Consider the following 21,719-nt stretch of genomic DNA (forward strand, 5'->3'; position numbering starts at 1 on the left):
GAAATAATCTACAGTGTCGCAATATAATTATGAAGAAAATAATAAGAAAGGAAAATGTATATTGAGTTTCCTTATTAGTTCATTATACAAGATAGAAATATGAATTTTGAATTAAGAATAAGAACAGAAAGTGATACACAAGAATTTTTAACATGGAGTTATGAAGGGGAATATAGTTTTTATGATAATGCAATTCAACAAGAAAAAATTGATAATATCAAAAGCTTAACTGGTTCAGATAAAGCCTTTTCGGTTTATAATGAAAAGAATGAATTGGTTGGTAATTGCGAATTCTATGATGTTGGTGATGATGGAGTACTATTTTATGCTGTTGGTGTACAGATGAAACCAAGTTTAACTGGTCAAGGGCATGGATTGACATTTTGTAAGGCTATAATTGAACATGGAAGAAAAACACTTGGATTTAATGAACTTGGAATAGCAGTTGCTGATTTTAATAAGAGAGCTAGACGTGTATATGAAAAACTAGGATTTGAGTTTGTTGAGGATCAAGTATGGAACATAAGGGGCAATGATTATAAATTTATAATAATGGAAAAGAATTTTATTACCCAATAAGCTAGATAAAATCAAACATTGTATAGAGGAGGTAAAAATATGAAAATTACAAAAGAGTACTTGGACTCTATTATTGAAAATGGAAGAAATATGCTGAAACCCGATTGGAATTTATGGAATCCCCAAAAATCAAATGAGGGTTTGGGAATACAATTTCAAGACTTAAAAAAGAATTATGATGATAACATTAAAATAAAATTAGATCTAGAGGGAGTGGACCTAATCAGTAAGAAAACACTTTCTGAATGTATTGAAAGAAGAAAAAGTACAAGACATTTTAGTAATGAATTCTTATCATTTCAAGAACTATCATATTTAGTATGGGGAACATGTGGAGGTAATAAACATAAGGATGGTAGCTTACATAGGACCATACCATCTGCTGGAGGAAGATATTGTCTAAATACATATATCTTTATTAATAGGGTAGGGGATATCCAAGAAGGGTTATATCTATATTTGCCTTATACTAATGAATTGGTATTAATTGACTCAAAATCGAATTTGGGTGAAAAAATAGATAATGCAATATTCAATCAAATGTATAATAGCGCTGTTACATTTATATGGACAGCAATACCGTATATAATGGAATATAGATATTCTATTGTATCCCATAAGATGATTGCAATAGAAGCTGGACATGCATGTCAAAATCTATATTTGGCATCAGAAGCAATAAGTTGTGGGTGCTGTGCCATTTCAGCTTATAAACAAAGTACAATTGACAAAATAGTTAAAGTTGATGGTGATAATGAATTTGTAATATATGTGGCTGTTGTAGGAAGGGAAGTAAGGTAGATTTATGCATAATCTTATAAATGCTTTTCCATTATATAATTTTTTGAAATATTGCAACGCAAGTTCTCTTGAAAAGGTTGTACTTGATTGTGGTGCAGGTGGTTCTAACCCACCACTTTCATTATTTCATGAGTTTGGATATGAAACTTATGGAATTGAAATATGTAAAGAACAACTAAAAAAGGTTAATGAATTTTGTAATTCGAAAAGTATAGATTTAAATATCATTGAAGGTGATATGACTAATATCCATTTTAAAAATGAATTCTTTAGTTTTTTGTATTCTTATAACACATCTGTACATATGAGAAAAGTCGACTTTTCAGTTGCTTTAGCAGAGTTTTATAGAGTACTAAAACATGGTGGATTATGTTATGTTAATTTCTTAAGTGAAGATTGTGATACTTTTGATAAAGGTGTTCAAATAGCACATGGGGAATTCAGAAATATTGAGAATGGGGAAGAAGTTATTTATTGTCATTATAAAGATGAAGAAGTCAAGAAAATTTTTCATGGATTTGATATTATATATAATGAAAAAAGAATAATTAGAAGAAAAATTAATGAAAGAGAAGAATATAAATCTGCGTATTTAGATTATATTTTATTGAAAAAATAATAATATTAATGATTCAGAGTAATGGACAAATAAAACTAAAAAGATTATTGTTTTGCAGATATATAATGATATATTATAAAGATAAGTAAAAACAAATAGTAAGGTTGGAAATAGAGGGGGCGAAACACAAGATGAAATCTTTTAGTGCGATATTAAAGAAAAGTGGAAGATTTACATTTTTTGAAATACCATTTGATGCAAGTAAAGTATTTGATATAAAAAAAGGTACTATTAGGGTGTTTGGTACAATCAACAACTTAGAATTTAGAGAAAAGCTTACCTCTAGAGGTAATGGTAAATATATCTTAATGGCTAATAAAATGTTACAAAAAAGGGTGGGTTTTGTAGGAAGTGATTTAGAGATTGATGTTGAAATGGATTTAGATAAAGTAGCGTTACACAATTCAGGTAACAGAATTAGTTTAGATGTTCCTAAATGCAAAATTGATATATTACAAGCAATTAGAGAAAGAAGTACTATACGACAATTTACAGACAGAAAAGTAGAGAAAAAGAAAATACAAATATTATTAGAATCTGGTTTTTGTGCACCCAATGCTAAGGGGAAAAGGCCTTGTCATTTTATTGTATCAGATGATTCAGCTTTTTTGCATAAAATAGCAGATGATAGTAATCATAAGACATTCAAAACAGCTACTTGTTGTATAGTAGTTTGCGGGGATAAAAATGTTGAAGGTATCAATAAGTTCCTTATAGAAGATTGTTCTGCTGCAACTCAAAACATATTATTATCAGCGTACGGATTAGGTGTTGGTTCGGCATGGATCGGTTTGTTAAAAACTTGTAGTGCATATGAATATATAATCAGTTGTTTTTCGCTTCCAGAGAAGATTATACCAGTTAACTTAATAGCATTAGGTTATCCTGATGAAGAAAAACCAATATTACCAAGATATGATTCTTCTAAAGTTCATTGGAATCATTGGTAAAGATATTATTTTAAGTATATGACAAGGGAGGAATGAAAAATGTATCACTTAAAAAAAGAAGAAATGAATAAAATTGCCCCTTTATTTAATGGTTGGGAAGATACTCTTATATGGTCATGCTTACAAGGTTATATGGGAGATGCGTGGACTGATAATATAGATAATCCAAAATCAGCTCAGATTATTACAGGAGATTTTTGTTTTTTATCAGGAATTCCTAATAAAGATCTTGTAAATAACATTCCAGAATATTATTCATCACAGGATATTTTAATGATTCCACCAACCAATGAATGGGAAAATCTAATAGAGATGGAATATGCGGGTAAATTCGACCGATTTATGCGTTATTCAATTAAGAAGGAAAAAGATGTATTTGATATATCAAAATTGAGTGCAAATGTTGAAAAGCTCTCTTCACAATATAAGATAAGAAAGATAGATGAAGAATTATATAACCAAGTTTTAAAACAATCATGGTTAGAGGATTTATGTTCACAATTTCCTACTTATGATGATTATAAGAAATATGGAATCGGATTTGTTATACTTCATAACGATAAAATTGTCTCTGGAGCCTCTTCTTATACTGTATATGATAAGGGAATTGAGATTGAAATTGATACAAAGAAAAAATATCGTAGAAAAGGTTTGGCACATATATGTGCTTCAAAGTTAATACTTGAATGCTTAGATAGAGGGATTTATCCCAGTTGGGATGCAGCTAATAAGGCATCTGTAGCTTTAGCTGAAAAATTAGGATATCATTTTGATAGAGAATATGTAACATATGCTGTAAATATTTTTGAATAATAACATATAAAGATTGCAATTTAGTTGAAAAGGAAGTTGAATTATTGCTTGCAATTTCTAAGAAAATATTTGAGTAAAAAAGAAAGAGAGAATGTATGTTTAGATTTGATGAATATTATCTAGGATATTTAGGTATCAATTCTAGTAATATAATGAAAAATATTATAGTTGTTAAATCAGAATACAGAGAAATGCCTTTAAATGGAAAGTATCTTTATCCTATTATTTTTGTAGAATATAACCGATATATTGTATGCTCCTGTTCTTATGAATTCTTTAACATATGTAAGGATAAATTTGATGGAACCATAGAATCTATATACAGTATATTTAAAGTTCTCAATCAAAATGGTAATTATTATAGATTAAGGAAAATGCGAAAGTATTCAATTGATGAAATTACAAGTATAAAATATTATACAGTCGCTAACACATTAACTGAAGATATTATTAGAAGTCTAAGTTTTAATACAAATATCAATATAGAGGATTATATTATCAGAAAGAAAGCAATTTTACTTGAAAAAAGACAGTTCGTTATTATTAAATATAATAGAATAGCATCTACAGCTTTTATTTCAGACATATATAATGGTGGAGGAAACATAGTAGTTTTCACTAATGATGATTACAAACGCCATGGATATGGTAAAGAGGTTGTTAAAGCATGTATAAACTGGTGTGTTAAGAATAATATAATACCCATATATTTAGTAGAAGAAAGTAACAGTAGTTCGATTAAATTAGCTGAAAGCTTGAATTTAAAACTTAAAAGTATAGAATGGGTTATATCTATATCAAAATAGGATTGGAGTTGTACATTATATGAAAATATTAATATCACAAGCATATAGAAGTGAAGATATAAAATTGTTGAAGTCTCAAATTGAAAATCATGATTTTGATATTCTTGTTTTTCCAGAGGGTTATATAGCTAATGAAAAGTTATTGTATGATGCATGTATACTTGCGCGAAAATATGGTAAGCCAATTCTTTCTAGCTATTTGGATAGTGTTACGGAAAAGGATCATGCAGTAGTGATAGATGAAAATGGAGATAAAGTATTACTAAGGAAGAAGTCACTTATTGAAGGTCCATTATTAAAACCTTCCATAACCAATGTGTTGGGATTGAAGGTGGGATATATGTTATGTTGTGAAATATTTTTGGACAACATAGATTTCAGTGGTGTGGAAGCAATATTTAATCCTATAGGAGTCGGTATGTTCAGTGAAGAACAATATACGGAATGGACTTGTAGAGCACAAGGATTAGCTAAGAAATACAACTGCTATGTAATAGGGACGAGCCATGCCGATGGATCATATAGAAACTGTGGTATCTCAATACCAATAGCATATGTTTATGGAACGAATGGTGAAGAAATATATTTAAGTAAGTCAGATGTGAGAAGCGTTATAGTGGATTTGGATTTACATGAGGTACAGTACATAACTACGTAGAACTTAGGAGGTAAAATCATGAATAACAAAAAACAAATGTCACATTCCGGAGTTGGTCCAATATATGTTATACTTATATTGATACTGACAATTAGTGCAATATATATTGGAAAATTAAAATGTTTTTCATTTGGACAATTTCATGTGATGAAGATTCCATCAATTATTCTTGGAATCATATTAATTGTCTTAGGAATTATCATATGGGTACAAGCTGTTTTGGTATCAAGAATCAATAAAAATATTGTGAAGAACAAACTAGTAACAACAGGTATTTATGCTTGGGTACGTAATCCCATATATTCAGCTTTTGCAATTGCATTTACAGGAGTATTATTTCTTCAAAATAATATGGTACTATTGATATTTCCTTTTATCTATTGGTTGCTTTTAAGTATAATTATCAGAAAAGAAGAGAATGTTTTGGAGAAAGTATTTGGTGAAGAATATTTACTTTACAAGTCAAAGGTGAATCGTTGTATTCCTTGGTTTCCAAAATAATGGAGGGAACAATCTTTTAAGTTTGCTTAAGATTTTTAATCATATATTTGGTATAATAGTATTCAGTTGTATATTTTTAGTATTACATATAAAATAGTAGAATAATCCATTAATTTGGATGGAATCATCTATATATCATATTGAATTATACAAGTATAGTTATATATGATTTAGATTTGACATTAGGGGGGAACTGTATGTTTGCATTAGGTATTATAATTACTATTATAATATTAATCACCAAAATATTAATTAGTAATGATTTAGGTTACTTTATTGATATTACAACACTTACAGTAATAATTGGATTTAACATTTCATTATTATTTGCAACTGGAAGTTTTAAAGATTTTAGAAGTGCCTTAACTATTATTTTTAAAAAGGATAAAAAATCTAGTAACAATGAGATAAAAAAAGGTATATTTGTTTTTGATTTAATGATAAAAGTGACTATGATATCTGGATTTATCTGTGCTATAATTGATTTTATCACTATAATGCATGCACTAACAGATACTACAACTATCGGTTCATATATGTCATTAGTATCGTTAGATTTTCTCTATAGCTTATGTATAATATGTTTTTTCCTTTTACCGGCAAAATTCGTATTAGAGAAGAAGCATAGGCTTAATAATTACAATATTAAATAAAATACAAAAACAATTAATGGAGGTATTAGATGGATAATTTAATTATGATAATAATGTTGCTATTACCAATTGGTATTTTTATATTGGTCATGAAACATAGGTATTTCAGTAGACTTAGGGAATATCTGGATAAGCTTTTTTTAGTTGACTTTATACGTGATAAGGTAAAATTAAAAGATGAATTTATCATGAAGTATCTTAGAGTTACTGCCAAATTCTCTGAAGGTTTTTATGTTTTTTTCATATTAATGGCAGTCTCAAATGTAATTTTTACTTTGCAAATTGAAGCACTTGTGGGAGTTATCATAATATCTATATTGTTCCCATTATTATATAGAGTGATTATGGGCATTCAATTTAAGGTACATAATATAAAGAAAGAATAATTCTAGGCAAGATGCTTGGCTCATACCTTTCATATTTAGGTCTTCTATCGCTATAGCATTGTATTTATTTACTAATTGAGTAGATAGTTTATGTAAAAAATCCGATCTTGAATTTTTGATTTTATAGTGTATTTTTGCTACTTTAATCTTTTGTTTATACCAATTATTCGAAAACCTTGCCATACGTGATAATTTCCTTTGTGCCTTGATAAGTTTAGCTTCTAACATACGAAAAAATCTAGGATACTTGGCTCTTTGGTTTTCAGAGCTAACAAACAGTTCTTTCATTGAAAAATCTAAACCTACTATGTTGCCGTTACTTGGAACTTGAATTATTTCTTTTTCAAATTCAGTAGTAATACTTACAAAATAAGCACCTGTAGGTACTTGACTTATAGTAGCAGATAATATTTTATGATTCCTAGGTATTTCTCTATGAAATTTAGTTTTTAGTAATCCTAATTTTGGAAACTTCAACATACTGCCTTCTATTCTTATTGAATTGTTAGTGTTTTTGGTTGTATAAGATTTGATATTGTTTCTTTTAGATTTGAATCTAGGATATTTAGCTCTTTTTTGAAAGAAATTCTTAAAAGCAGTATCTAAATTCCTAAGTGCAGATTGAAGAGAAACACTATCCACTTCTTTAAGCCAAGTTAAATCTTTTTTCAAAGCTGTTAACTCTTTAGCTTGATTAACATAAGTAGTTGATTTTTCTTCATTCTTGTATAATTCAATTCTTTGATTAAGAAAACGATTGAATACAAATCTAGTACAGCCGAAGGTTTTATGAATTAAAGTCAGTTGTTCCTTATTAGGATATATTCTATATTTGAAAGCTTTATTGATTTTCATAGATTTTCCCTCTTCCTTATGTTATAATTATATCGCAATTCAATTTAGTTGTAAAGGAGTTTTTTAGATGAATGATAGTGAATTCAAAAGTAATAGACATTCAATATACAATCTAAAATATCATTTGGTTGTAATAACTAAATATAGACACAAATGTATTAACAAAGAACTTACTATTTGAAACACCTCCCCAAGTGGAATTAGCAAAATTAGTTAATACTCTAAAGACTGTTTCTTCAAGACTGATTAGGAAAAAACATAGTGAATATTTAAAAGAATATTACTGTAAACCCGTATTTTGGAGTAGAAGTTATTGCATTTTAACAACTGGAGGAGCAACAATAGAAATGATTGAGAAATATATTCGCCCTCAAGCAGGAGTTAAAGATTAAAAACCGTTCCGATTCATCTCCCTCCTAGTTAGAGGAGGGGGGGGGTTCTCGAAACATCTAGATAAATAAATATAAATCAGGAGTTTTTATGGTTGTTAAACTGAAAACAAAATTAAGTATTGAAGAAGTGAGTACAAAACTGAATAATAAATTGGTAAAAGATTGGAAAAGTCATTGGAATGAGAATGTATTTACAGGCGAAATTTCTAATAATAGATTTAGATATTTCTATAGGAAAGCATATACTAAGAACAGTTTCAGTAAAGAAATTATAGGAGTTGTATATGAACAAGATGGGGACACTCTAATAAAAGCAAAAATCACCACTAGATTACTTAATTTACGATTATTTGTTTATATATGGATAATAATAGCATTTATATTTTTATGGGGAGTAACTAATAAAATGCTGTCCATGATATATTACACAGGAATAGTAGAAATATTAGTTACGATGTTTTTTATAATTCCTATTGTGCTGATGGCAATAATGCCAAGTAAAAAAGCTAGTGAACAGTTGATAATGTTCTTAAAGGATAATATAGCAGCTGAAGAAATTGATGATTAGGTGAGCACCAAATAATTTTTCTAATGTCCCTAATATCAGCTATAACGGATTATAGCAAATACTGTTAGTAACGGTTAGCCATTATTATAAATAGCCAACCGTTACTAACAACAGTAAAAAATATCAATTTATCTTATTTGCTCAACTTCATATCCTTTATCTTTCAATTTCTTAACGATACCACTATTAGTAATCATATGAGCAGCACCAACTACAACAAAGTAAGTTTTTCCTTCATCATCGTTAAGATAATTTAATACGTTTTCATACATATGTTCATTTCTTTCAACTAAAAATTTCTTATTAAATTCATCAACATTATTCTCATCAAATACAATGTATTTTTCTATTCCTTTAATATCTCCGGATTTCCAAGCTGCTAACATATTAGTTATAACAGCGACATTATCAAGAACTTCAACGTCACTATTACTGTCAGTATTATTTTCAGGACTGATTAGAGAACTGAGTAAGAATGCTTCTTGAATTTCATCATTAAAAGAATTAAATAAATCAGTTTGGAATTTATAACCTTCAATTTCTATTATAGGTTTAGTATTTAATGCTTTTGACATTAAAAATACGTCAACACCTAGTCCAGCTTGGATTGAACTTTCAGCAGCTTCTGAATTTTGAATAAAAAATGCTGCACTCCAAGGTTTTAATACATCATATTGCTCTTTTTTAATACCAAGACTTTCCATCTTATCAACATATAATTTATAAGTTTCTTTTGATAGAACCTGATCTATTGTAGTACCATCTTGATAAACCATCTTTTCCTGCATGTAAGCTAATCCTTCTGCGCTGCCGAATATATCAACTTCAACAGAAAGAGCATCTGAAGAATCATAAGCATTTAATATATCATCATTCATTGGGTAGATGCTGGAATCGGCTATATGAATAGAACCAAGTAAATAAACTGTACTTTTTTCTCCTTCTACTTTCCAAAAAAGACCTTTTGCAGCTTTATCTAATTTCTGAATAACATAATAATATGTTCTACTTGCTAGAGCAAAAAGTTGTTCTTTAGTACAAGAATTGTTAAGTTCTAATCTTTCGTCACTAACTCCATTTAATAATCTATTAGAAACAAGATATTTTACACTATCAACATTGTCAGAAGGAGTGATATCTTCATAATCTACAATATAATCATAATTATATTCAAATGTTGGTGCTGATTTTTTAATAACACCGTATAAAACATCAACAACATTTTTTCTTGTAGTTATAAGATTTAAATCGCTTTGTTGCAAGAATACATTGAAAACTTTGTAAGAAGCTTTAATGAGAGCCATATCATCTATTGATATATCTTCATCAGTAACATTTTCACCTGTTATCTTTTCATAAAGTCTTATACCTACAGTATATAATTCTCTATTAGTTATAAAAGCATTGTAATCAGAAAACATTGACAAATCAATAATATCATAGATACTTAACATTTGAACATCCTCTAAGGCCCACATACTTGGTTGTTCAGGTTGATTGACAGGTTGGTTGATAGGTTCTTCATTTGCATATGCCACTTGTAGATTTAGTGTTGATAAACATAAAACAAGAGCCATACATAATATAGTTATTTTTTTAACTATTTGTTTCATAATATAACCGCCTTTCTTAAATAAGGATTAAAATATATATGTATTAATCAATGATTGATGTTACCACACATATATATTAATGTCAATATTTAGAAATTTAGTATGAATTAATGATATTTAGCAAAAATTAGTAACCTAATTCTTCACCAATAAGAATAACTTTTATTCTATTAGGAATTAATGATTTTCTTGTTACCAACATTTGACAACAAATACAATCATCGCTCAGACAATCTGCACATTTTCCTGTGTGAGAACATGGAGTGTTTCGATTAAGTCTTACAGCATTAATTGGTGCAGCTTCATTACGTACTCTTTTAAAAGCAGTATCTTCATCAAGAACAACTTTGTTCATACCTGCTACTATAATTACGTTTTTCGGACCATATATAAGAGCTGCGATTCTATTTCCAGTACCATCAATATTAACTAATTTACCATCTAGAGTAATTGCATTAGAGCTCATTAAGAAATAATCACAACTCATTGCTTTATCATATATTTCTTTAACTTCTTTGCGACTTTTTACAGTACTTCTGTCTAACAGATTATAATCGCCTTGTTTTAAATCATCAATCAGATTAATTTCTTCTAAAGTCATGGATCCACCCCATGAAACAGTAGAACCATCTTCAATTATGTCGAGAATCTTCTCTTTAGCACTATTTATATCTTCAAAATAATGCGCTTCAATATTTCTTTTGTTGAATTGTTTTATTAAGGTATTGGCAGTATTTTCGTAGTATTTTTTTCTAGGTAACAAAATTATCATCTCCTATATTCTTTATGCTTCCAGTTTCTAGTAGTATAACATTAATATGTGATACAGTCTATAATTTCTAATTTCAGTTACAGTAGTAATTTAAGTCATAGCATCTATTGAATGGTAAAGTTGAGTAATTAATAATAAGCTTTGCAGAAATCAAATAGAATTCTGCAAAGCTTATATGTACTAGTAACCATAACATTCAAATAATCAATCTATTAGCTGAAAATAAATTCATGTTATTTTATTTGTTCTACTTCATATCCTTTATCTTCCAATTTTTTAACAATACCACTATTAGTGACCATATGACCTGCACCAACTACAACGAAGTAAGTTTTACCTTCTTCATCATTAAGATAATTCAATACGTTTTCATACATATGTTCATTTCTTTCAACTAAAAATTTCTTATTAAACTCATCAACATTATTCTCATCAAATCCAATACATTTTTCTAATCCTTCAATATCTCCTGATTTCCATGCTGTTAACATATTTGTTAAAATAGCAACATTATCAACAACTTCTACGTCACTATTATCGTCAGCTTCATTAGCAGGACTAGTTAAAGAACTAAATAAAAATGCTTCTTGAATTTCGTTATCAAATGAATTAAGTAAATCTGTTTGGAATTTATAACCTTCAATTTCTATTATAGGTTTATTATTTAATGCTTTTGACATTAAGTATACATCAACACCTAATCCAGCTTCAATTGAACTTTTAGCAGCTTCTGAATTTTGAATAAGAAAAGCAGCTTCCCAAGGTTTGAGTACATCATATTGCTCTTTTGTAACACCAAAACTCTCCATTTTGTCAACATACAATTTATAAGTTTCTTCTGATAGGACTTGATCAATTGTAGTACCATCTTGATAAACCATATTTTCTTGCATGTAGGCTAGTCCTTCTTTATCAAACATATCAACTTCAACAGAAAGAGCATCTGAGGAATCAAAAGCATCTAATATATCATCATTCATTGGATAAAGGGTGGAATCAGCTAAATGAATAGAACCAAGAAGATAAACTGTACTTTTTTCTCCTTCAACTTTCCAGAAAACACCTTTAGCTGCTTTATCTAGCTTTTGAATGACATAATAATAAGTTCTACTTGTTAGAGCAAAAAGTTGTTCTTTAGTACAAGAATCATTAAGTTCTAATCTTTTATCATTAACACCATTCAATAATTTATTAGAAACTAGATATTTTATACTATCCCCATTGTTAGTAGGTGTGATATCTTCGTAATCTACAGTATAATCATAATCATATTCAAATGTTGGTGCTGATTTTTTAATTACACCATATAAAACGTCAACAACATTTTTCCTTGTAGTTATAAAATCTAAGTCACTTTGTTGTAAAGAAACATTAAAAACATTGTATGTAGCTTTAATGAGAGTATCATCTATTGATATATCTTCATTAATAACTGTTTTGCCTGAAATTTTTTCATAAAGCCTGATACCTACAGTATATAATTCTCTAGTAGTTACAGAAGCTTTGTAATCAGCAAACATTGATAAATCAATAATATCATAGATGCTTAACATTTGAACATCCTCTAAAGCCCATGTACTTGGTAGTTCAGGTTGGTTGACAGGTTCTTCGTTTGCATATGCTACTTGTAAATTGAGTGTTGATAAACATAATACAAGAGCCATACACAAGATAGTTAATTTTTTAACTATTTGTTTCATAATATAACCGCCTTTCTTAAGTAATAATTAAAATGTATATGTATAAAGTACTGATTGATAGTAACATACTTCATGTATTAATGTCAATATTTAGAAATATAGTATAAATTAATAATATTCACGAAAAGTTAGCAACATAATATTTTATCATTATAACTATTTGTTTGTTTTATTAGTTATAATGATTTTCTTGTTACCCATATTTGCATTTATAAGTATAAGCTTTGCAGAGATCAATAGGATCCTGCAAAGCTTATATATATGGATAAATAAATGTATTAAATTATTGTTAAAAGAAAAGCTTAGTCAAGAATTTCATGAATCAAGAATTTCTTTTATTTTATCATAGTTTGGAAGTGCTTTTGCTTCTTCGTCAGTTATTCTTTTAAACCCTTTTTTCAAATAGTAATTAAGTTGCTTTTCATTGGTTAACATTAATATTTTACTTTTTTCATCATATATGTATATTTCATTATAAATCATATAGATCCCCCTTAAATGTAAATTAAACTTATTAAATAATATGATGAAACCAATATAAATTATTACATTCTATAATTTATAATTACTATAAATTTATCAATATATGATTTAAGTTACAACAATCAACAAGTATGATTCTGTTAAAAAGCCAATCTATTTTCACTATGAAAATAGATTGGCTTTTCTTCTTATTGGTGATGAAAATCTGTTGAATTAATATCCTACTTTTACAAATAATAATTAAGAGTAATTCAATATCTAGGTTTGGAAAGGATGAGTAATAAATGCATACTATGTGGAAAGGTTCAATTAGTTTCGGTTTAGTTAACATACCTATAAAAATGTTTGCTGCTACCGAAAATAAGGATGTCAGATTTCGATATATTCATAAAGAATGTAATACACCGATTAAATATAAAAAGATATGTCCTACCTGTAATAAAGAAGTAGCAGAAGAAGAAATAGTTAAAGGATTTGAATATGAGCCTGGACATTTTGTCGTAATAAATAACGAAGATCTGGATTCTATAAAAAATGGAATAAATGCTAAATCAATAGAAATAATAGATTTTGTCAATCTGTCAGAAATTGACCCTATATATTTTAATAAGACTTATTATCTTGCACCCCAAGATGTTGTAGGAAAAGCATATAAATTACTAAGAAAAGCCATGGAAGAAACAGGGAAGATAGCTATAGCTACAATAACTATAAGAAATAAACAATCACTTGCAGCACTACGAGTGTATGAAAATGTTCTTGTTATGGAAACGATCTTCTATCCTGATGAAGTACGTCCAATAAGTCAAATTCCTGGATTGCCTGAAGATGAAAATGTAGAAGAAAAAGAACTTAATATAGCCAATCAGCTTATTGACAATCTAACAGCCGAATTCAATCCTACCAAATATAAAGACGATTATAGAGAAGCAATGGTTGAATTGATCAATAAGAAGATAGCAGGAAAAGAAATAAAAGTCACTAAGGAAGCTCCAGAAAGAAATGTCATAGATCTGATGGAAGCATTACAGGCAAGTCTAAAAGAATCAAAGACCCAAAAAGGCAAACCATCTACTAAGAAGAAGAAAACTACCACTAAAAAACAAACCAGCTAAATAAGAAAGGCTATTCGTATGGAATTAATCAGACCTATGGAACCTATTTTGTCTAATGAAATAATAAAAGACTCAGAATTTATTCATCAAATTAAATGGGATGGAATAAGGGGAATTACTTATATAAAAAATAATAATCATAGAGTATTTACTAAGAATGGCAATGAAAGAACGAAATTCTATCCCGAAATTAATGAAATCAATAAGCTCTTTAAAGGCAAAAGTGGAATTATTGACGGAGAAATAATTGTTCTTGATGATAATTTACGTCCTACTTTTAATTATATACTAAATAGAGAAAGAGTAAGGACTTATGATAAAATAAAACATTATGCAAATAAATATCCGATTAAGTATATAGTTTTTGATATATTATATCTAGATGATTCTGATTTAAGAAATCTGCCATTAAAAAAGAGAAATGAAATGTTGAATGAGATTCTAAATAAGAATAGCACTATAACCATAACGGATTCATTTGATGATGGAGTACTTTTATATAATTTAATGGAAGAAAAGAATTATGAAGGTATAGTCTCTAAGAATATAAATAGTAAATATATTGCTGGTAAAAAGCATGATATGTGGTATAAAACGAAGATATTCAAAAAAATGTTAGCAGTTATAGGCGGAATTCAGTACAGCGGAAATACAATAAAATCTCTTTTATTAGGAATTTATAGTGATGAAAAATTTATATACATTGGAAATGCAAGTATAGGCTTAAAACAATCAGATCTAAAATTGCTTCAAGAAAATTTAGATTTTTTATCTAATGAATATAGTATTTTTAATAACATCAATAAAGCTAAAAATGTAATCTGGTTAAAGCCTATATTAACTTGTTGGGTTAGTTTTTTGGAATGGACTAATAAAAGTTCATTAAGACATCCTAAAATAATAGGATTCAGTAAAATGAAACCGAATGAAGCCAATGGAGAGGAGTACACCTATAATGGATAAATTTATAATGATTGATAATAACAAAGTTAAGATATCAAATCCAGATAAATTACTATGGCCAGAACTTGGTATATCAAAAGTAGATTATATCAAATATCTAATTTATTTATCACCATATATTATAAAACATGCAAAAGACAGATTCTTAACTACTATCAGATATCCAGATGGTTATAACAAAAAATTTTTCTATCAAAAAAAAGTTCCAGCTTATGCTCCTGATTTTGTCGATACTGTAAACTGGAAAGATGGAAGTGAATATATTAATCTAAATAAACAAGTTACACTTATATGGCTAGGAAACTTGGCATCCCTTGAATTTCATACTACATTCAATAGAATACAAAAACCTTTTTCACCTACCAGTCTAGTATTTGATCTTGACCCATCACAAGGACAAACATTCGATCAAGTAATTGAAGTAGCACTACTAATCTATGAAACTCTTAACAAACTTAATGTCAATAGCTATGTAAAAACTTCTGGAGCTACAGGATTGCAGATATATATTCCTATAGGAGAAAAATATGATTATAATTTAGCAAGAAAAATAAGTAAATTCTTCGCGGAATATTTTGCCAACAAATATCCTAATCTAATTACGATAGAAAGATTAAAAGAAAAAAGAGGCAATAAACTATATTTTGACTACCTACAAATGTGGGAAGGTAAAAGTATAATCAACCCGTATTCCCCAAGAGCTACTAAATTTGCTTCTATATCAATGCCCGTAAAATGGGAAGAAGTAAAAAAAGGAATAAAACCAAGTGATTTCACTATAATGAATGCAATGGACAGAATTAAAAAAAATGGTGATTTATTTGAACCTCTAATTGATAATAAGAATGCAGAAAACGTAAGTTCTATATTGCAACAAATAAAATAAATCCCTATGGCACTATGAACTAAAAAACACCACAACAATAGGCACAACAACAACTTAACAATAAAAGCTCCCCTAAACAATTCATTTACAATATTAAACTTAATTGCTATAATTAATTTAATTAAATAAACTTAATTTTAGTTAGCGTATGAAATAAGTTAGTGAGAATAATTTTGAATTTTTAGGGGAAATTACAATGAACATTAATATTACAGATATCATCGAACGAGAAAGTGTAGAAATGTTATTACAAGTCATTCTATCACCTCATGAAGATTTTGCCGTAGGTATTGAAGCATTGGCTAGAGGAATAGATCCTATAACCAATGTCAGTATAAATCCAAATGAACTGTTTGAACAGGCCAAGATATATGGTCTCTCAGTAGAACTAGACAAACTATGTATAAAAAAAGCCATTAAAGAATTCACGTACATATATAATAAAAATAAAAGCACTCTATTATTTATTAATATAGAAGATACCTTTATTTCTTATTCAATCAACTACAATTATTTAATTGAATGTGCAGACCAATACAATATTCCTTATGAAAATATAGCAATAGATTTAAGTAACTTCAATCCTAACTCATTAAAACAAGTAGAAACATTTATAGATAAATACAGAAAAAAAGGATTTTATATGAGTATTGATGATATAGGACAAGATTACTTTAATTTAGATAAGCTACTATTAATTAATCCTGATATAATTAAGATCAATACTTCTCTACTTCAAAACCTAGAAAGTGAATTATATAGAGATAATTTGTTGAAATTCATATCAGTAGTGGCACATGAAATGGGAATGGTTGTAGTTGCAAAAGGAATAGAAACTGATAGTCAACTAACATATTTTATTGAATCAGGAGCACAATTCGTACAAGGTTATTATATTGCCAGACCAAGTAAATTATCATCAATAGAAATAGACAAGATAATAAATGATTTCAAGAATAGAGATGATATTACTAAATATCATAATAAAAATAAAGTAGGTAGCAATAGAAATACTATGACAAAGATAATCAATTTCATGGACAGAATCAAAGGACAAATAGATGGTGTTAAAATAGGAAATGAAGAAAACAGCATTACAAAAATATTTAAAGAATATTCATTTGTAGAGAACTGTTGGATTTTAGATATGGATGGATTACAAGTAAGTGATGCTTTAATTAACAAAGAAAATTTTAGGACAAGGAATTCTTCTATATTTAATATATCTAAAAGGAATATGGATTTTTCAGAAAAAGAGATCTATGAAAGATTAGTTAATAATATACTTGATGTATGGATTACAAAACCTTTTCACTCTTTATTGACTAATAATATTTGTATTGGGGTTTCTAAGTACATAGTTGATTCAAATGGAGTGCAGTATATATTATGTCTAAATATTAATATTAACAGGTTTAATTATAATATATAGTTTATTGAAAAACAAAAGATTACACTTACAACAGATTACGGTAAACGAAAAGTAGGTTAATATGGAATAAATTATATTTATACCATATATCTAGTTGACTTATACAAAAACATAATATAATATTATACTTAATGAATTGATACAAATATTGATTTTAATAATCAATAAATAATGGAGGCAGTAACATGGATAAAGTTAAAATTAGAACTAGATTTGCACCTAGTCCAACAGGTAGAATGCATGTTGGTAACCTTAGAACAGCATTATATGCTTTTTTAATAGCTAAGCATGAAGATGGAGATTTTTTACTTCGTATAGAAGATACAGATAGAGAGAGATATGTGGAGGGTGCAACCCAAATTATCTATAATACACTAAAAAATACTGGACTAATACATGATGAAGGTCCTGATAAAGATGGAGGAGTAGGTCCTTACGTTCAAAGTGAGAGACAAGCACAAGGAATATATCTAAAATATGCTAAACAGCTTATAGATAAAGGTGAGGCTTACTATTGCTTCTGCGATAAAGAAAGATTAGATGATTTACGAAGCAAAGCGGAAGAAGCAAAAGAGACATATAGATATGACAAACATTGTCTAAATCTCTCAAAAGAAGAAGTAGAAGAAAAGCTTGCAGCTGATGTACCTTACATTATAAGGCAGAACAATCCCACTACAGGTACAACTTCCTTCAATGATGATATCTATGGAACTATTACTGTAGATAATTCTGAACTTGACGATATGATATTAATAAAATCAGATGGTTATCCAACATATAACTTCGCAAATGTAATAGATGACCATCTTATGGGTATAACTCATGTAGTAAGAGGAAATGAATATTTATCATCTTCTCCAAAATATAATAGATTATATGATGCATTTGGTTGGAAAGTACCTACATATGTGCATTGCCCACTTATAACTAATGAAGAACATCAAAAGTTAAGTAAGAGAAGTGGACATTCATCATATGAAGATCTTGTTGAACAAGGATTCCTTTCTGAAGCAATAGTTAATTTTGTTGCATTACTTGGTTGGAGTCCAAGGTCAAATGAAGAGATATTCAATATGGATGAACTCATAAAAGAATTTGACTATAGAAACATTAACAAATCTCCAGCTGTTTTTGATATGCAGAAATTTAAATGGATGAATGGAGAATACATTAAAAGAATGACTGATGATGAGTTTCATGAAATTGCTTTACCTTACATGAAACAAGTCATTACAAAAGATTATATAGACCTAAGAAAAATTAGTCCTTTAATTAAATCAAGAGTTGAAATTCTTACTGAAATACCAGCTCACCTTGATTTCTTTGAAGAGTTGCCAGATTACAGTCTGGATTTATATAATCACAAAAGAATGAAAACTAATCCAGAGAATTCATTAGAGAATCTTCAAAAGATTTTACCTGTATTAGAAAAACAAGAGAAATTTGATGTTGATAGTTTACATGAGACAGTTATGGATTTTGTAAAAGAGCTTGGTATCAAAAATGGACAAATGTTATGGCCATTAAGAACTGTTTTATCAGGAAAAGCCATGACACCTGGTGGAGCATTTGATTTGGCTGATATTTTTGGTAAGGAAGAATCAATCAGAAGAATTAAATATGGTATAGAAAAACTAAAAAAAGAATTAAATAAGTAATTTTATGTAATGCTATAATGTATAAAAATGCTTTATAATTAAAAAAAATACATTAATTCTATTGACAAGTTTAGAAATTAATGATAATATATTTAAAAATTAACTTGATATTAAATAAAGACTGTGAAAAGGAATAGTAGATATTTGGATAATTCAAGAGAGCTGTTGGTTGGTGTGAAACAGCATTTGATAAATATTGAACTCGCCTTGGAGTTGCTCCCTGAAATTTTAGTAGGAGGAGACGGAACCCAACCGTTAGATTGGCAGGATATCGGTAAATGTTACCTGTATCTATAGGATTACAAATTTATTTTGTAAAGAGTGGTTTTCGATAGATTATACCTTTCGTCTCTTTTGGCGAAAGGTTTTTTTGTATTTAAATAACTAATATTTATGAGTAAAGGAATAGGAAAGCTTTATTATATACTCATGAATCTATCAATTATAAACTACTATTTGCAATCCATTAGAATTTTAATTTACTATATCCAATAAGTGTATTTCTATTATAGAAATAAATAAGAGTGGTACCACGGACCTTCGTCTCTTGAGTTAAGAGATGAGGCTTTTTTTATTTAATAGGATAGTTTAGCATCTATTTTAATTGTTGTATTGATAAGATGGTTTTTAGGAAAACTAGCTCTTATTAATAGTATTAAATTCACTTTGGTTGTTTAATTAAATAATATGTTGCTGTATTAAATTGATGATGTTTAGGTAATAGTAATTATTTTAGAGGAGGAATTAAAATGAGTTATAAAAATTATAAGAAATTTGAATCTGTAGAATTAGTTAATCGTATGTGGCCATCAAATACCATTACTAAGGCTCCAATATGGTGTAGTGTTGATCTAAGAGATGGGAATCAATCACTTCCTATCCCCATGAATGTTGAGAAAAAGACTAAGATGTTTTACTTATTGAAAGAAATGGGTTTTAAAGAGATTGAAGTTGGTTTTCCTTCTGCATCAAAGGCAGAATTTGATTTCACTCGTAAGTTGATTGAAGAAAATATGTTAGGCGATGATATGACAATTCAAGTACTTACACAGGCTAGAGAAGGTCTTATAGAAAAAACGTTCCAAGCTATAGAAGGTTGTAAAAAAGCGATTGTTCATGTATATAATTCTACTTCTACACTACAAAGGAAAGTAGTATTCAAGAAAGATAAAAAAGCCATAATTGACATTGCTGTTAAAGGTGTTAAACTAATTAAAGAATTCGCTAAAAAAAGTAATGTAGAAGATATCGTTTTAGAATATTCGCCAGAAAGTTTTACTGGAACGGAGCTTGATTTCGCATTAGAAATATGTGAAGCTGTAATAAAGGCTTGGAAGCCAACAGAACAAAATAAGATAATAATCAATTTACCTGCTACAGTAGAAATGTCAATGCCTAATGTATATGCAGACCAAATTGAATGGTTTTGCAAAAACATTAGCTGTAGAGAGTGTGTAACTGTAAGCGTTCATACTCATAACGACAGAGGGACTGGAGTTGCCGCAACAGAGCTTGCAATGTTAGCTGGTGCTGATAGAGTAGAAGGTACATTATTTGGTAATGGAGAAAGAACTGGTAATTTGGATATGTTGACAGTTGCTATGAATCTATATTCACAAGGTATTGATCCAGAACTTAAGATTGATGATATTAATCATATCATTAGTGTTTATGAAGAGTGTACGATGCTAAAAGTTCATGAACGTCACCCTTATGCTGGTGAATTGGTTTATACTGCTTTTTCAGGTTCGCATCAAGATGCAATTAAAAAAGGATTGGATGAGTACAATAAAAAAGATAATGAATATTGGGAAGTTCCATATCTACCGATTAATCCTTCAGATATAGGAAGGGAATACGAAGCAATAATAAGAATCAATAGTCAATCTGGAAAAGGTGGTATCGCATATATCTTAGAAAATGAATACGGTTATAGATTACCTAAGAAAATGCATCCAGAAGTAGGAAAGTTGATTCAGAATGTGACTGATAAAACTGGAAAAGAACTAAATCCACAGGAAATATATAATATATTTGAAAAAGAGTATTTCGAGCAAGATACGATTTTGTCATTAAATAAATTTGAAAGTATAATTGAAGATAAAAATACAAATAACAAAGATGTCAAAGTTACTGTAACAGCAGAAGTAACTTTCAAGGGTAAAACAAAACATATAAAAGGTACAGGTAACGGTCCAATAGCAGCTTTTGTCAATGGAATAAGAGAATTGGATATTGAACCATTTAAGTTAGTAGAATATGAAGAACATAGTATGAACGGGGGAGCAGATGCACATGCTGTTGCTTATATAGGACTTATCAACGAAGATGACAAGATTAAATTTGGTATAGGAAAAGATTCTAACATCAATCTAGCTTCTATCAGAGCATTGATTTGTGCAATAAATAGACATATGAAGTAATTTATACTAATAAGATTATTATATTAAAAACCAATGGGTTATATGCTTGATAAAGCAATAAACCATTGGCTTTTTTTGTGTGAAATCTGT

22 protein-coding genes, 1 pseudogene and 1 other annotated feature are annotated in these 21,719 nt (G+C 28.5%); of the genes and pseudogenes, 18 read left to right on the forward strand and 5 right to left on the reverse strand.

The window, feature by feature from the left end; translation table 11 throughout:
- Positions 1-99 precede the first annotated feature (99 nt).
- The 10 genes from QMG30_RS09895 to QMG30_RS09940 all read left to right on the forward strand — a co-directional run bounded on the left by QMG30_RS09895 (position 100) and on the right by QMG30_RS09940 (position 6,766).
- A complete protein-coding gene (locus QMG30_RS09895) occupies positions 100-579 on the forward strand; it encodes a GNAT family N-acetyltransferase (RefSeq protein WP_281814991.1) in 480 nt (159 codons plus the stop codon).
- A 39-nt stretch (positions 580-618) separates the two neighbouring features.
- Positions 619-1,380, forward strand: coding sequence for a SagB/ThcOx family dehydrogenase (locus QMG30_RS09900; RefSeq protein ID WP_281814992.1), 762 nt, complete (start codon positions 619-621; stop codon positions 1,378-1,380).
- A gap of 4 nt (positions 1,381-1,384) precedes the next feature.
- Positions 1,385-1,999, forward strand: a complete 615-nt coding sequence (locus QMG30_RS09905) for a class I SAM-dependent methyltransferase (protein ID WP_281814993.1) — start codon at positions 1,385-1,387, stop codon at positions 1,997-1,999.
- 131 nt (positions 2,000-2,130) lie between these two features.
- Entirely contained in the window at positions 2,131-2,949 is an 819-nt protein-coding gene (locus QMG30_RS09910; RefSeq protein ID WP_281814994.1) for a nitroreductase family protein, read from the forward strand.
- A 39-nt stretch (positions 2,950-2,988) separates the two neighbouring features.
- Positions 2,989-3,762 carry a GNAT family N-acetyltransferase gene (locus tag QMG30_RS09915; protein WP_281814996.1) on the forward strand — a complete coding sequence of 258 codons (774 nt, stop codon included), beginning with the start codon at positions 2,989-2,991 and terminating at the stop codon, positions 3,760-3,762.
- A 95-nt stretch (positions 3,763-3,857) separates the two neighbouring features.
- Complete coding sequence (locus QMG30_RS09920) at positions 3,858-4,568, forward strand: GNAT family N-acetyltransferase (RefSeq protein ID WP_281814997.1); 711 nt, start codon at positions 3,858-3,860, stop codon at positions 4,566-4,568.
- A 19-nt stretch (positions 4,569-4,587) separates the two neighbouring features.
- Entirely contained in the window at positions 4,588-5,226 is a 639-nt protein-coding gene (locus QMG30_RS09925) for a carbon-nitrogen hydrolase family protein (RefSeq protein ID WP_281814999.1), read from the forward strand.
- 18 nt (positions 5,227-5,244) lie between these two features.
- Positions 5,245-5,727, forward strand: a complete 483-nt coding sequence (locus QMG30_RS09930; RefSeq protein WP_281815001.1) for a methyltransferase family protein — start codon at positions 5,245-5,247, stop codon at positions 5,725-5,727.
- A 197-nt stretch (positions 5,728-5,924) separates the two neighbouring features.
- On the forward strand, positions 5,925-6,380 hold the full coding sequence (locus tag QMG30_RS09935; RefSeq protein ID WP_281815003.1) for a hypothetical protein: 456 nt from the start codon (positions 5,925-5,927) through the stop codon (positions 6,378-6,380).
- Between the two features lie 29 nt (positions 6,381-6,409).
- Positions 6,410-6,766, forward strand: a complete 357-nt coding sequence (locus QMG30_RS09940) for a hypothetical protein (protein ID WP_281815006.1) — start codon at positions 6,410-6,412, stop codon at positions 6,764-6,766.
- Here QMG30_RS09940 and QMG30_RS09945 read toward each other — a convergent pair.
- Positions 6,710-7,621 (reverse strand): RNA-guided endonuclease TnpB family protein, encoded by a 912-nt coding sequence (locus QMG30_RS09945; protein ID WP_281815008.1) that lies wholly within the window; start codon positions 7,619-7,621, stop codon positions 6,710-6,712. The two genes, QMG30_RS09940 and QMG30_RS09945, sit on opposite strands and share 57 nt — an antisense overlap.
- A 67-nt stretch (positions 7,622-7,688) precedes the next feature.
- Here QMG30_RS09945 and tnpA point away from each other — a divergent pair.
- A pseudogene (tnpA, locus tag QMG30_RS25050) lies at positions 7,689-8,013 on the forward strand (IS200/IS605 family transposase).
- Positions 8,014-8,101: 88 nt separating this feature from the next.
- On the forward strand, positions 8,102-8,581 hold the full coding sequence (locus tag QMG30_RS09955; RefSeq protein WP_281815011.1) for a hypothetical protein: 480 nt from the start codon (positions 8,102-8,104) through the stop codon (positions 8,579-8,581).
- A 128-nt stretch (positions 8,582-8,709) separates the two neighbouring features.
- On the opposite strand, the gene QMG30_RS09960 is transcribed toward QMG30_RS09955, so the two are convergent.
- The 4 genes from QMG30_RS09960 to QMG30_RS09975 all read right to left on the reverse strand — a co-directional run bounded on the left by QMG30_RS09960 (position 8,710) and on the right by QMG30_RS09975 (position 13,149).
- On the reverse strand, positions 8,710-10,194 hold the full coding sequence (locus QMG30_RS09960) for a TraB/GumN family protein (protein ID WP_281815013.1): 1,485 nt from the start codon (positions 10,192-10,194) through the stop codon (positions 8,710-8,712).
- A 127-nt stretch (positions 10,195-10,321) separates the two neighbouring features.
- Positions 10,322-10,966: a lactate utilization protein gene (locus QMG30_RS09965; protein WP_309298647.1), complete on the reverse strand. Its 645-nt coding sequence runs from the start codon at positions 10,964-10,966 to the stop codon at positions 10,322-10,324.
- 233 nt (positions 10,967-11,199) lie between these two features.
- On the reverse strand, positions 11,200-12,666 hold the full coding sequence (locus tag QMG30_RS09970) for a TraB/GumN family protein (protein ID WP_281815016.1): 1,467 nt from the start codon (positions 12,664-12,666) through the stop codon (positions 11,200-11,202).
- A 315-nt stretch (positions 12,667-12,981) separates the two neighbouring features.
- A complete protein-coding gene (locus QMG30_RS09975; protein ID WP_281815017.1) occupies positions 12,982-13,149 on the reverse strand; it encodes a hypothetical protein in 168 nt (55 codons plus the stop codon).
- Between the two features lie 284 nt (positions 13,150-13,433).
- Between QMG30_RS09975 and ku the strand changes: the two genes are divergently transcribed.
- From ku to leuA, 6 genes are all read left to right on the forward strand, one after another.
- Positions 13,434-14,264, forward strand: a complete 831-nt coding sequence (gene ku / locus QMG30_RS09980; protein ID WP_281815018.1) for a non-homologous end joining protein Ku — start codon at positions 13,434-13,436, stop codon at positions 14,262-14,264.
- A gap of 18 nt (positions 14,265-14,282) precedes the next feature.
- Positions 14,283-15,227 (forward strand): ATP-dependent DNA ligase, encoded by a 945-nt coding sequence (locus QMG30_RS09985; RefSeq protein ID WP_281815019.1) that lies wholly within the window; start codon positions 14,283-14,285, stop codon positions 15,225-15,227.
- Positions 15,220-16,113, forward strand: a complete 894-nt coding sequence (ligD, locus tag QMG30_RS09990; protein ID WP_281815020.1) for a non-homologous end-joining DNA ligase — start codon at positions 15,220-15,222, stop codon at positions 16,111-16,113. Before QMG30_RS09985 ends, ligD begins: the two co-directional genes overlap by 8 nt.
- A gap of 196 nt (positions 16,114-16,309) precedes the next feature.
- Entirely contained in the window at positions 16,310-17,545 is a 1,236-nt protein-coding gene (locus QMG30_RS09995) for an EAL domain-containing protein (protein WP_281815022.1), read from the forward strand.
- A gap of 185 nt (positions 17,546-17,730) precedes the next feature.
- Positions 17,731-19,206, forward strand: a complete 1,476-nt coding sequence (gene gltX, locus QMG30_RS10000) for a glutamate--tRNA ligase (RefSeq protein WP_281815025.1) — start codon at positions 17,731-17,733, stop codon at positions 19,204-19,206.
- Between the two features lie 114 nt (positions 19,207-19,320).
- Positions 19,321-19,562 (forward strand) — a binding site (T-box leader).
- Between the two features lie 393 nt (positions 19,563-19,955).
- The gene (gene leuA, locus QMG30_RS10005; RefSeq protein WP_281815026.1) at positions 19,956-21,629 is read left to right on the forward strand and encodes a 2-isopropylmalate synthase; all 1,674 of its coding nucleotides are present in this window, start codon (positions 19,956-19,958) and stop codon (positions 21,627-21,629) included.
- Positions 21,630-21,719 lie beyond the last annotated feature (90 nt).

The organism is Vallitalea longa (assembly GCF_027923465.1).
GTDB lineage: Bacteria > Bacillota > Clostridia > Lachnospirales > Vallitaleaceae > Vallitalea > Vallitalea longa.